Annotated in this window: 12 protein-coding genes and 1 pseudogene; 9 read left to right on the top strand and 4 right to left on the bottom strand. The window is 48.6% G+C overall.

Annotated features, from left to right (window positions below; genetic code table 11):
• The coding region (locus tag LH51_RS13170) for a LysR family transcriptional regulator (protein ID WP_036522828.1) at positions 1-657 on the bottom strand (657 nt) is incomplete at its 3' end.
• Positions 658-751: 94 nt separating this feature from the next.
• On the opposite strand from LH51_RS13170, the gene LH51_RS13165 reads away from it, so the two are divergent.
• The 7 genes from LH51_RS13165 (at position 752) to LH51_RS13140 (ending at position 8,044) form a co-directional block, all read left to right on the top strand.
• The gene (locus LH51_RS13165; protein ID WP_036522825.1) at positions 752-1,951 is read left to right on the top strand and encodes an MFS transporter; all 1,200 of its coding nucleotides are present in this window, start codon (positions 752-754) and stop codon (positions 1,949-1,951) included.
• Between the two features lie 23 nt (positions 1,952-1,974).
• Complete coding sequence (locus LH51_RS13160; protein WP_036522822.1) at positions 1,975-2,631, top strand: fumarylacetoacetate hydrolase family protein; 657 nt, start codon at positions 1,975-1,977, stop codon at positions 2,629-2,631.
• A gap of 99 nt (positions 2,632-2,730) precedes the next feature.
• The gene (locus LH51_RS19395; protein WP_052063772.1) at positions 2,731-3,687 is read left to right on the top strand and encodes a GGDEF domain-containing protein; all 957 of its coding nucleotides are present in this window, start codon (positions 2,731-2,733) and stop codon (positions 3,685-3,687) included.
• Positions 3,645-4,391, top strand: a complete 747-nt coding sequence (locus tag LH51_RS19390) for a putative bifunctional diguanylate cyclase/phosphodiesterase (RefSeq protein ID WP_081960817.1) — start codon at positions 3,645-3,647, stop codon at positions 4,389-4,391. Before LH51_RS19395 ends, LH51_RS19390 begins: the two co-directional genes overlap by 43 nt.
• Before the next feature lie 121 nt (positions 4,392-4,512).
• Positions 4,513-6,033: an acetaldehyde dehydrogenase ExaC gene (gene exaC / locus LH51_RS13150; protein WP_036522819.1), complete on the top strand. Its 1,521-nt coding sequence runs from the start codon at positions 4,513-4,515 to the stop codon at positions 6,031-6,033.
• A gap of 143 nt (positions 6,034-6,176) precedes the next feature.
• Positions 6,177-7,370 (top strand): sensor histidine kinase, encoded by a 1,194-nt coding sequence (locus LH51_RS13145; RefSeq protein ID WP_081960816.1) that lies wholly within the window; start codon positions 6,177-6,179, stop codon positions 7,368-7,370.
• Entirely contained in the window at positions 7,370-8,044 is a 675-nt protein-coding gene (locus tag LH51_RS13140) for a response regulator transcription factor (protein WP_036522816.1), read from the top strand. Before LH51_RS13145 ends, LH51_RS13140 begins: the two co-directional genes overlap by 1 nt.
• A 22-nt stretch (positions 8,045-8,066) precedes the next feature.
• Here the strand turns inward: LH51_RS13140 and LH51_RS22855 are convergent, their stop codons facing one another.
• The 3 genes from LH51_RS22855 to LH51_RS13130 all read right to left on the bottom strand — a co-directional run bounded on the left by LH51_RS22855 (position 8,067) and on the right by LH51_RS13130 (position 10,651).
• Positions 8,067-8,387 carry a pentapeptide repeat-containing protein gene (locus tag LH51_RS22855; RefSeq protein WP_052063769.1) on the bottom strand — a complete coding sequence of 107 codons (321 nt, stop codon included), beginning with the start codon at positions 8,385-8,387 and terminating at the stop codon, positions 8,067-8,069.
• Complete coding sequence (locus tag LH51_RS22850) at positions 8,333-8,575, bottom strand: pentapeptide repeat-containing protein (RefSeq protein WP_235263733.1); 243 nt, start codon at positions 8,573-8,575, stop codon at positions 8,333-8,335. The genes LH51_RS22855 and LH51_RS22850 overlap by 55 nt, the downstream gene beginning before the upstream one ends.
• Positions 8,576-8,791: 216 nt before the next feature.
• Positions 8,792-10,651 (bottom strand): PQQ-dependent methanol/ethanol family dehydrogenase, encoded by a 1,860-nt coding sequence (locus LH51_RS13130; protein ID WP_036522850.1) that lies wholly within the window; start codon positions 10,649-10,651, stop codon positions 8,792-8,794.
• Between the two features lie 448 nt (positions 10,652-11,099).
• Between LH51_RS13130 and pqqA the strand changes: the two genes are divergently transcribed.
• The gene (gene pqqA, locus LH51_RS20115; protein ID WP_003243383.1) at positions 11,100-11,171 is read left to right on the top strand and encodes a pyrroloquinoline quinone precursor peptide PqqA; all 72 of its coding nucleotides are present in this window, start codon (positions 11,100-11,102) and stop codon (positions 11,169-11,171) included.
• A 65-nt stretch (positions 11,172-11,236) separates the two neighbouring features.
• Positions 11,237-12,155 (top strand): annotated as a pseudogene (gene pqqB, locus LH51_RS13125) (pyrroloquinoline quinone biosynthesis protein PqqB).
• The last annotated feature ends 27 nt before the right edge of the window (positions 12,156-12,182 follow it).

Raw genomic sequence — 12,182 nt, 5'->3', positions numbered from 1 at the left:
TCRAACAATATGGGGTTGTAAGCCGGTTTCCAACAGCAGACGATTGATCACTTCACGGTGGAAATAACCCTCTTTGAACAGCACCAGTTCCTGAGCAAAAAAATCTTCGGGTGTGATGCACTGACAGGCTGCCAGGGGGTGGTCATCCGCCATTACCACCATCATCTCTTCACGCAAAAACGGGCACAGCTCCAGTTCCTTGGTTGGGGAATCTTCAACAATCACACCTATGTCGATTTCACCACTTAACAGCATCTGTTGTAGCTTGCGGGTGCCTGCCTCAATCACTGATATCTGCAGGTCCGGATAACGGTGGCGGAAGGCCATCAGAATTGGAGGAAAATAATAAGACCCCAACATGCCTGGAATACCAATCCGCACTTCACCGCGTTTGAGTCCACTCAACTCTTGCATGGCCAGCTCGGCTTCATCTGCAGCCATCAAGACCCGGCGTGCATGTATTAACAATTCTCTGCCTTCATCTGTCAGGCTGATTTGACGGTCGTGGCGATGGAATAGCGATACCGACAGGGTTTGCTCCAGCTTCTGGATGGCCATACTCACAGCGGGCTGAGCCAGATGTAGCTGTTCAGCCGCTGCGGTAAAGCTGCTCAGCTCGGCCACCCGAACGAAATAACGCAAGTGTTTTAGATTCATTATCACTTTCTCTTATCGTACTTATCATTAGTATATATTTTTATGATGCATTTGCCACTGCTAAGCTACGGTCCAGTTAATACAGGTAAGCAAAATGATAGAAACAACCAGCCCACAATTCTGGCGTGCTACCTTGGCTCTGTGCCTGGCGTCCTTTATTGTATTTGCCAATCTTCATGGTATGCAGCCGTTATTACCGATGCTGGCAGACAGTCTTGAGCGTACAGAGCTGGAGATCAGCCATGCTTATACTATCGCTACACTGGTGCTGGGTCTGTCATTATTAGTGTATGGACCGGTATCGGATGTGTTGGGCCGGCGTGGTATTTTGTTGATGACCCTGGCAGGTGTTGCGCTGACAACCCTGGGACTGGGATTTGTCGATAACTACAGTTCGCTGTTTTGGTTGCGTGCTCTGCAAGGCTTTTTTCTGGCTGGTGTGCCCGCGGTTGCAATCGCGTATATGGGAGATGAGTTCAGCCGCCCGGCGCTAGTGACGGCGGTTGGGCTTTATATTGCCAGTAATTCGCTTGGTGGTGTAACCGGAAGACTGCTGGCGGGTGCCGTGGGTGATTGGCTGGGCTGGTCGGAAGTGTTTCTGCTGTTGGGTGTATTCAGTATTCTGGGACTGCTGCTGGTGATCCGCTTATTACCACCGTCCAGTCATTTCAGCCCGGTACCCTTCCGGCCGCAGCGGATGTTAATGGATCTGCTGGGGCATCTTCGGAATCCTGTATTGTTTATTGCCTATCTTATTGGTGGGCTGAATTTCCTGATCTTTCTGAATCAGTACACCTATATTACCTTTGTACTGGCAGCAGAGCCTTTCAACCTTTCGGCTACCTGGATCGGCTTGTTATTTTTGACCTACCTGACAGGAACCTTTGGCTCTTTGATCTCCGGGCGCTTGAGTCGACGCTTTTCAGCCCCGCTGTGTATGGCGATAGGCATTATTGTTTTGATGCTGGGAACCTTGATAACACTGCTTGGTAACTTACCTGCCATTATTGGCGGTTTCTTTATAAACAGCTTTGGTTTCTTCTTAACCCATTCTGTCGCCAGTAGCTGGGTCAGTCAGCAGGCCGTTAAGGCACGAGCCAGTGCATCGGCACTCTATCTGGTGTTTTATTATGTTGGAGCCAGTGTCGGTGGCTTTTATCTGCACCCTTTCTGGCAATTGGCTGGTTGGACAGGCATAGTCGCCGGCTCGATATTAATCTTTTTGGTTACCTTGGGTTGTGCGATGCTTCTGCTCTATTGGCAGCGCTGCGGACGTGTTATAACAACCGCCTGATTAGCTAACAGACAGGAGATACTATGGACTATCAACACCAGTTCCTTAAAGGAGATAAGCAGCTACCGGTCGGCAAAGTAGTGTGTATTGGGCGTAATTATGCCGAGCATGCCAAAGAGCTGAATAATCCAGTGCCAGATGAGCCGCTACTGTTTATCAAACCTTCCACGGCGATTATTCCACTGTCTCAATCCATTGTTTTGCCCCAGGGGCGAGGTGGCTTACATTATGAAACTGAGTTGGCGATTCTGATAGGGCAGCGTTTGACTCATGCAAGTGAAGCCGAGGCGGGCCAGGCTATCGCCGGGGTGGGACTGGCACTGGATTTGACCTTGCGTGATTTGCAGTCGACCCTCAAGTCCAAAGGTCTGCCTTGGGAGAAAGCCAAAGCATTTGATGGCAGTTGCAGCTTGTCAGCCTTTGCTGCTCCAGCAGGTTTGGACCTGACTCAGCTCGAATTTAACTTGTGGATTAATGATGCGTTGCGTCAGCAGGGTAATACGGCGCAGATGCTGTTACCGGTGACGGCCTTGTTGGCCTATATCAGTGAATGGTTCACCCTGTTACCTGGCGATGTCGTGTTAACCGGTACACCTGCCGGTGTGGGACAGTTACAGGCTGGAGATCAGCTGCGTCTGCAGTTGGATCAAGTGATTCAGGATGAAACCCGGGTGGTATAATAAGTAAAACGAAAAACTGCTACTAATGGTATAGAAATGATCAATTAACAGCTGCCTTTAAAACTGTTATGGTGCGCTTTAAAAAAGCGGAGTCGAGTAGTGTTGGTGCAGCTGAAAACCGAGCATTTACAGCAAAAAATAATACGCTTTGTCGCCGTTGGTATTTTGCTGACCGGCCTGCTGCTGAGTGGGGTCGCGGTATTTCAGATCTATTACGAAACTCAGCGCGTAGCAGAACAGTTGACCTCAGCTATTACGGCCAGTTTGTCGCAGGACGCTACGCTGCCTGAAAATGATCTAACCCTTTCGGCTTACCGGGTTCTGGTAAGTTCTATCATGATGACGCTAGTCATTCTGGTTGCCGGTATTATCTTTATCACCTATAAAATTCGTCCTTTACTGCGGCAGTTGGATCAGTCCAATCAACAGCAGCAGCTTTCCGAACAGCGTATTCATTATCTTGTGCACCATGACCAGTTGACTGGTCTGCCCAACTGGTCACAGCTTTACGACAGCTTGTGTGAACGCATGAGTGAGGTGGAACAACAAAAAGATCAGCAACTGGCAATTCTGTTCATTAACCTGAGTCGCTTCAAAGTGGTGAATGAAAGCCTGGGCCATGATGCGGGTAATCAGGTACTGATGCTGATGGCCGAGCGTCTAAAGCAATTGGCTCGGCCAGATGACCTGCTGGCACGAGCTGGCGGCGATGAGTTCCTGTTATGTGTCAAGGTCACTCAAGGCGAGCCATTGATTGAGGTGTTAGCACAGCAGATCCTGGATAGCCTGAAGCAGCCTTTCGAACTGGAGGGTAAGACGATTTATCTGGAAGCCACCATAGGCATCAGTCTTTTTCCAGATAATGGCGTGCATGCTGATGCACTGTTACGCCATGCCGATGCCGCTCTGACACGTGCCCGGCGGCTTGGTCAGGGCCGCTATCAGTTCTATGAAGCCGACATGAGTGAACTGAACCGCGAAAAGTTTGAGCTGGAAACGGATCTTCGGGGGCACTGGAGCGTCACGAATTTGAAGTCTACTATCAGCCTCAGATAGATCTGCAGAGTAATTGTATTTCCGGTGCGGAAGCGCTGATTCGTTGGAATCATCCGACCCGGGGCCGTGTTCCACCAGATCAGTTTATTCCGATAGCTGAAGAAACCGGGCTGATCCATGCCATAGGTCATTGGGTGCTTGAAGAATCCTGTCGTCAGGCACGTATCTGGCAGGAGGAAGGGCACTTCCTGAAAGTGTCGGTTAATTTGTCGGCACTGCAACTGAACAGTGGTGATATTGTTAATGTTGTACGGTCAGTATTGGATCAGACTGGGCTGGAATCGCGTTGGCTGGAGCTGGAGTTAACCGAAAGCTATCTGTTTGAGAATTTTATTCGTAGTGCACGGGTATTGAAGCGTTTGCGTTTGTTAGGGGTGAGCCTGGCACTCGATGATTTTGGTACCGGCTATTCGTCGTTGAGTTATTTGCGTCGCTTAACCCTGCACCGTCTGAAAATTGACCGCAGTTTTGTCAAGGGGCTACCGGGTGATCCAGGTGACCTGGCAATTGTTAATACCATTATTGCCATGTCGAAAAGCCTCGGACTGGAAGTTGTGGCTGAAGGGGTGGAAACCGCGGAGCAACGTCAAAGTCTGGAGAAATTGGGTTGTCATACCTATCAGGGTTATTTTTATGCCGCCCCTGAATCAGCGTTCGCGTTTCGTACCCGACTTTCTGATTTTAAACTTGCGAAGCAGTACTAAAGGCGTAGTTCTTATGTGCCAATGCACAATTGGTGTTATGGTCATCTGATGACTAATATGAAGCCTGAAGCATCGTGACTCGCAAAGAGTCAGGTAGATAACAACAAAAGAGGCTCACACAATGATCTATACACAGCCAGGGCTTGAGGGCTCCGTCACTTCACTGAAACCCCGTTACGAAAACTATATTGGTGGCAAGTGGGTTGCTCCCGTCAAGGGCCAGTATTTCAAAAATGTTTCACCAGTCACCGGTGAGGTTTTTTGTGAAATACCGCGTTCTACCGCTGAAGATGTCGAACTGGCATTGGATGCAGCGCATGCAGCAAAGCAGGCATGGGGTCTCAAGTCAGTTACCGAACGTTCAAATTTGTTGCTGAAAATTGCCGATCGTCTGGAACAGAATCTTGAATCGATAGCTGTCGCGGAATCCTGGGATAACGGTAAGGCTGTACGTGAAACCCTAAACGCCGATGTACCACTTGCAGTGGATCATTTTCGTTATTTTGCCGGCGCTATTCGTGCGCAGGAAGGTTCTATCGGTGAGATAGATCACAATACCGTCGCCTATCATTTCCATGAGCCACTGGGTGTTGTTGGTCAGATTATTCCCTGGAATTTTCCCCTGCTTATGGCGGCATGGAAAATCGCGCCGGCTCTGGCAGCAGGTAACTGCATAGTCATGAAGCCAGCCGAGCAAACCCCCTGGTCTATTCTGAAGTTCATCGAGGTGATCGAAGATCTGTTACCAGCAGGCATTTTGAATATCGTCAATGGCTTTGGTGCAGAAGCCGGTCAGGCGCTGGCTACCAGCAAGCGTATTGCCAAAATTGCGTTCACCGGTTCTACCCCAGTTGGCGCGCACATCATGAAATGTGCAGCCGAAAATATTATTCCTTCCACGGTTGAGTTGGGTGGTAAATCACCAAACATCTTCTTCAAAGATGTCATGGATTTTGAAGATAGTTACCTGAGTAAATGTATTGAAGGTGTGGTGTTGGCCTTCTTCAATCAGGGTGAAGTGTGTACCTGCCCATCACGCCTGCTGGTGCAGGAAGATATCTATGATGAGTTCATCGCCAAGGTAATAGAGCGTACCAAGCTGATTAAGCGTGGCAGTCCACTGGATACCGATGTCATGGTGGGTGCTCAGGCCTCGGAAGAGCAGTTTAAAAAGATCATGGGTTACTTTGATATTGGCCGTGATGAGGGTGCTGAAATTCTCATCGGTGGTGATAAGGATCAGATGGATGCGTCATTGGGTGGTGGCTACTATATTCAGCCAACCCTGATCAAAGGCAACAACAAAATGCGCGTATTCCAGGAAGAAATCTTTGGCCCGGTTGTATCTGTCACCACTTTCAAAGATGAAGCTGAAGCCCTGGCTATTGCCAATGACTCTGAGTTCGGACTGGGTGCAGGCCTGTGGACACGTGATATGAACCGTGCTTACCGTATGGGTCGTGGTATTGAAGCCGGTCGCGTGTGGACTAACTGCTATCATCATTATCCAGCACATGCGGCGTTTGGTGGTTACAAGAAATCCGGTGTCGGCCGTGAAAACCACAAGATGATGCTGGATCATTATCAGCAGACCAAAAACATGCTGGTTAGCTATGATGTAAACCCGATGGGCTTTTTCTAAGCCAGTAAGCGCTCTTTACTCTCCGTTGATCGGTACAGGGATGTACCTGCTGCATGGTCGCGCACCCTGCGACCAGTAATTGACTCTGTCATGTAGTATTTAACCTCCTTCGGGAGGTTTTTTTTTCTAATGAGTAAGCCGTCATGTCCAGATTTTTAACGTTAATGATGTCGCTTTTTTTGGTTTTCGGTTTTTTATTTTTGTTGGCATTCGCTGCTCTTGTTCAGCAGGGCAAAACGGATGTCCAGCGCGAGCTGGCAGCAAGCAGGGAGTTAGCACAGCTCTTGTCCACGCTGGCTGAGGGTGATAGGCAACGTTTGCACCTGCTTGAACAGGCAGAGTTGCGTCATGTGGTTATCAGCGTTAAGCATTCAATACAGCTGGAAGACTTAGATGGATCTGATGAGGTACCGAAGTGGTTTTTTCAGCTGATTTGGCGGGAAGATCTGGTTCAGGATGCTAATACCTTATACCTGCCTGATGGACGGCGCATGTGGTTGTTAGCCAACCCCTTCGATGAGGTTGAGGAGGTGTGGGAGTCTGTGGTCTTGGTATTTGTGTTATTTGTGGCGACCTATTTAGTGGCCGCTATGGCCGCATTCTATGGGCGACGCTTAGGGTTAAAGCCTTTTCAACTGCTGGCTACTTGTTATTCGACCCTGGCGAATGCCCTTGAGCTGGAGCAGAAAAGTAATCAGCATTTAACCGGGGAGTTAATGGCGCTCCAGGAAAAAGAACGTGCCTATTTAGCGCGAGAATTACACGATGACCTTGGACAATATGTTACAGGCATTCGGGCTCAATCCTACTTAATCTCTCAAACACCTGACGATGCGATGTTGGTTAAGCGGACAGCAGAGATCATTATTGAACATTGCCAGGCAATGCAGGAAGGATTTCTGCGCTTAGTACGAAGTTTGCACCCCGTGATTCTTGAGCCCCTAGGGTTAGGCCAATCGTTACAAAGTCTTGCTACGCAATGGCAGCAATCCAGTGGCATAAGTTGCAGTATTTTGGTGCCTGATTGCGTGCCACCTTTGCAAAAAGATGCGGCAACACATCTATATCGGATGGTACAAGAGGCGCTCAATAATGTGGCACGTCATGCTAAAGCCAATAGAGTATCAATTGATCTTAGACTTATTGAAACGGGTTTGGAGTTAGTGGTTGATGACAACGGGCAGGGATTGCAGGCCAATATGGTGCAGGGGGTCGGTCTGCGCTCTATGTATGAGAGAGCCCGCTGTATGAACGCAAACTTACGCCTTGTTTCGAAAGCAGGCCAGGGCTTGAAAATTATTGTAAAGGTTCCTGTATTGCAGGAGGGTATAGCTTGATGAAAATTCTATTGATTGATGATCATGCCGTGGTCAGGCAGGGCTATGCCAGTTTACTGTCTGCCATGTTAGATACATGCCATATACTTGAAGCCAGTACGGGAGCTGACGGCTTTGCTTTATGGCAGCAACATACGCCCGATCTGATTATTTTGGATATACATTTGCCAGATTTGACCGGGCTGGAAATCGGTAGGCGAATACTGCAACGAGAAGCCAGTACGCGTATTCTTTTTTTCAGTATGTATGATGAGCTACCCATGGTGCAGCAAGCCTTGGATGTGGGTGCTTTGGGTTATATTTCCAAAAGTGGTTCACCCGAGGTGCTATTGGAAGCTGTTACGCGTGTAATGCAGGGTAAGCCCTATGTTGAGCATGAGTTAGCGATGCGTTTGGCCATGCATCGACCTGTAGATGAGAGAGGGTTGTCTGATATAACGCCCAGAGAGTTTGAAATTTTTGTGATGCTGGCTAAAGGCTTGCCCTCGAAAACGATTGCAGAGCATTTGTGTGTCAGTGTGAAAACAGTAGCCAATCACACGGCGCTCTTAAAAAGTAAACTGCAAGTGACATCTACTGCACAATTTGTCCATTTGGCGATTCAGTTTGGAGTTATTAAGTTGGGTGAAATTCAAAGCGGAGCGCCTGCCTCAGGCGAGCAGCTTCCGCATTGAGGGGTCATCAGTGTAACCTGAATTAATCCGTGTAGTTTTTTGGGATCATCCAGTCGTGAGGGCAGCCTTCGCAGCCATCCATCAGGGTGTTTTGAAAGGTCGCAAAGCGAAAAATTGCACCTGTGAATTGAGCGTTTCCAAGATTAGCATTGTTAAATTTTGCCTCTTGAAGATTGGCATCCTCAAAGCTGGCTCCTGTCATATCGGCCTTTGTCAGCCATGCCATTTCCAGATTGGCGGCATAAAAGCTGGCGTTCTCGAACTTGCCTTGTGTCAGGCGAGCAAAGGTTAAATCGGCGCCATCAAAACGTGTGCTTTTGAATGATGCACCTTGACCAAACATAGCCCATGCAGATACGGATTGCAGGTTGGCATGGTCAAGTGTGGCACCACGTAGATTGGTTTTTCCAGGTTGGCCCGGGTAAGTGTGGCGTGGCGTAAATCAGCGCCTTGTAAGTTTGCTCCACGCAGGTCTGCATGTCGCAAATCCGCATACCGAAGGTCAGCGCCACTTAAATTAATATAGCGCATATCGCGTCCAGCTAACTCAAAAGATTCAAATTGGCCATTAGCGCATTCTGCATTAGGTGTGAAAGGGCAATCGTCTGCGAAGGCGGGAGACAGTAGGCACGAGCAAAGCAGCAGTGCTGAAAAGAGTAAAGGCTTCATAAGCATAACGTCCTTAAAAAAAGAGCCTGTATGAACAGGCTCAAAGCCATGTAACAATCGTTTCACAAAATCGCGGTTTTATTGGGCCCAGGATGGAAGCTTGAAGGCCCAGAAAGCACCCCCTTGAGGAACAGGACGCGTTAATACAGCCATCTCACCTCCCCATAGCGGAACGGCGCCACCATAGCCTGAGGCAATGCCGACATACTGCTCACCATCCATTTCCCATGTGACTGGGCTGGAAACAATGCCTGAGCCTGTTTGGAACTTCCAAAGCTCTTCACCGGTTTTGGCGTGGAAAGCCTTAAGATAGCCGTCACTCGTACCTGTAAAAACCAGGTCGCCTTTCGTGGCTAATACGCCGGACCAAAGTGGAAGGGCTTCTTTATGTTCCCACTCTATTTCGCCTGTGAGAGGGTTCATCGCACGTAGAATGCCGACATGGTCGTCATACATTTTTTTGATGCGGAAGCCTTGTCCTAAATAAGCTGAACCCTTTTGGTAGGTGACTTCTTCGGTCCAGTAATCCTCTTTCCAGTGGTTACCAGGCACATAGAACCAGCCGGTGTCCTGGCTATAAGCCATGGGGTTCCAGTTTTTACCACCCAGAAAGGGTGGAGAGACTTCAATAGCTTCACCACGTTCTTCACCTGGTGCAGGGAGCGGTGGGCGTTGCCCTTCAACTTCGACAGGACGGCCTGTTTCAGGATCGATATGTGTTGCCCAGGTGATATTGTCAACAAATGGGAAGGCACGAATAAAGCTGCCATCTTCACGGTTGATAACGTAGAAAAATCCGTTTCGGTCAGCGTGAGCTGTTGCTTTGACGGTTTCACCCTCGTCATCATACTCAAACAGGACCAGTTCATTGTTGCCGGAGAAATCCCAGGCATCATTCGGAGTGTGCTGGTAGAACCATTTTACTTCGCCTGTAGTGGGGTCTACGCCCACCTGACCTGAGGTGTAGAGGTTGTCGTAATCAAGTGGATTACCCCCTTCAGATGTGCGCTTCCAGGTATTCCAGGGGGCTGGATTGCCTGCACCCACAATGATTGTGTTGGTTTCGACGTCAAAACTTGCACTCTGCCAGGGAGCACCGCCCCCATGGCTCCAGGCATCAACCTTGCCTGTCTCTGTGTTGTCATCATCTGGCCATGAAGGGGCTCTTGGGTCTCCTGTTGGTGTGCTCTCTTCACCATTAAGGCGGCCCACATGACCCTCCACGAATGGACGCATCCAGACCTCTTCGCCAGTGTGCGGGTCGCGAGCAAATAGTTTGCCGACAACGCCAAATTCATCGCCTGACGAACCATGAATGAGCAAGGTGCGTCCAGAGGCTTGATCTTTAACAATCGTGGGAGCACCCGTCATGGTGTAGCCAGCAGAATGATCACCGAATTTTTCACGCCAGACGACACGGCCAGTGGTTTTATCCAGTGCGACCATGGCAGCATCGAGTGTACCAAAGTAAATTTTGTCTTCGAATATTGCTGCACCGCGATTGACGACATCACAACAAGGGCGAATATCATCTGGTAGTCTGGCGGCGTAGTTCCAAAGCTGCTTGCCTGTTTTTGCATCAATAGCAAACACTCGAGAATAAGAGCCTGTTACGTATATAACACCATCATGAACCAGAGCCTGGGATTCTTGTCCGCGCTGTTTTTCATCACCAAATGAGAAAGACCAGGCAGGGGTCAGGCGATTCACGTTGTCGGTATTGATTGTTGTCATTGGACTATAGCGCTGGGCCTTGGGTCCAAAACCATAACTTAGAACGGTTTGTGTGTTGTCCGGATCATTAACAATATCATCCCAAGAAACTTCAGTGGCGGCGTATGCCGAAGTACTACTGAGGCCAATTGCTGCAGACAATAGAGCGGCCTTGATCGAATAGCCCAGAGGTGTGTAACGAGACGTTATTTTTGTTGTATGCATCATAATAATACCCTGTTGGATGAGTAACTCAGCAGCTGAGTTAAATTCAATGCCTTAGTGCCAGGGTAGTATGGGTAGAGCGACCGATAATAACGATGGATGAGTGCCCGCAGATACCAGGATTTCAGCCAGTAAAAACGAGGAAAAAAGCGCAGGATTTTGGGAAATATTCCCTATAAAACAATATGTTGTATTAAAGTTGTACGACCTAAGCACAGTGTATTTCATTCTAGTGAGTAATGAAAGTAGTGTGGTGTTGTAATTTATTCGGCCAGCATCCGTAGCCTTTATTCCGCCTCTCTGTAGTGTAAGGGGGAAGTGTGAAAGTTTGTGCCGACAAAATGCCCAGAAAATTAGTTCCAAAGTACCATGTTGTCCGCTTCTTCAACATCCTACTATCAAAAGGGTGCCAATTATGACATCCATAACAAAAAAGAAGGAGTCGTTTATGTGGACTAAACCTGCATATACCGATCTGCGCATCGGTTTTGAAGTCACTATGTACTTCGCAAACCGCTAAGCGCTAAGGGCGGCCCTCACTGAGGGTCGCTTTTTGTACCACTTCTGTAAGAGATAATAATAACAATGCATATCCAGATTCTAGGTTCAGCTGCTGGCGGTGGTTTTCCGCAGTGGAACTGCAATTGCGCGAACTGCGATGGGTTTCGTAAAGGAACCTTGAATGCACAGGCACGTACGCAATCCTCGATTGCCGTGAGTGCTGATGGTGAACGTTGGGTTTTATTTAATGCCTCTCCGGATATTCGTGCCCAACTTGCTGATTTCGCGCCTATGCAACCGGCACGTGCCGTGCGCGATACCGGCATACATGCCATTGTCCTCATGGACAGTCAGATCGATCATACAACAGGGTTGTTAATGTTACGCGAAGGTTGCCCACATCAGGTGTATTGTACTGATCGCGTGCATCAGGATTTAAGTCTCAGCTTCCCGATTTTTACCATGCTGAAAAACTGGAATAGTGGATTGATTCATCATCCTATCGCCGTAGATCAGTTTTTGAATCCATTTGAAATTGTTGGCATCGAGGACCTTGAGTTTATCGCTCTGCCGATTCTATCAAGCGCACCCCCTTACTCACCACACCGTTTAAACCCGCATCCTGGAGACAATATAGCGGTATTGATTCGGGATAAGCGCAGTGGCAAATCACTCTTTTACGCGCCGGGTTTACGCGATATCGATGCTCCGCTGACGCAGGTGATGGCTGAGGCTGATTGCCTGCTCGTAGATGGTACCCTTTGGCGTGAAGATGAAATGGCGTTTATGGGTGTAGGCGATAAGCTTGGCGTACATATGGGGCACTCCCCCAATCCGGTGAAGGCGGTATGATTGAATTTTTAGACCCCTCACCAAACCTCGCAAAATATTGATTCACATAAATAACACCAACCCTATCTTGATTGAAGACTCACCAGAACGGGCCTTGTTAGATGCCAAAGGCATCGAAGTCGCATTTGATGGGATGCAGGTACAGTTATAAATCAGAATACAACATGATTAGGTGGCG

Source organism: Nitrincola sp. A-D6 (assembly GCF_000764495.1).
GTDB lineage: Bacteria > Pseudomonadota > Gammaproteobacteria > Pseudomonadales > Balneatricaceae > Nitrincola.
The sequence above is the reverse complement of the archived record's forward strand: the minus strand, read 5'-3'. Positions and strand labels throughout refer to the sequence as shown.

Excerpts from the sequence above, each read along its gene's own strand:
- LH51_RS13165 (WP_036522825.1), top strand. The coding sequence starts at position 752 with ATGATAGAAACAACCAGCCCACAATTCTGGCGTGCTACCTTGGCTCTG.
- LH51_RS13160 (WP_036522822.1), top strand. The coding sequence starts at position 1,975 with ATGGACTATCAACACCAGTTCCTTAAAGGAGATAAGCAGCTACCGGTC.
- exaC (WP_036522819.1), top strand. The coding sequence starts at position 4,513 with ATGATCTATACACAGCCAGGGCTTGAGGGCTCCGTCACTTCACTGAAA.
- LH51_RS13145 (WP_081960816.1), top strand. The coding sequence starts at position 6,177 with ATGTCCAGATTTTTAACGTTAATGATGTCGCTTTTTTTGGTTTTCGGT.
- LH51_RS13140 (WP_036522816.1), top strand. The coding sequence starts at position 7,370 with ATGAAAATTCTATTGATTGATGATCATGCCGTGGTCAGGCAGGGCTAT.
- LH51_RS22855 (WP_052063769.1), bottom strand. The coding sequence starts at position 8,387 with ATGTTTGGTCAAGGTGCATCATTCAAAAGCACACGTTTTGATGGCGCC.
- LH51_RS22850 (WP_235263733.1), bottom strand. The coding sequence starts at position 8,575 with ATGCGCTATATTAATTTAAGTGGCGCTGACCTTCGGTATGCGGATTTG.
- LH51_RS13130 (WP_036522850.1), bottom strand. The coding sequence starts at position 10,651 with ATGCATACAACAAAAATAACGTCTCGTTACACACCTCTGGGCTATTCG.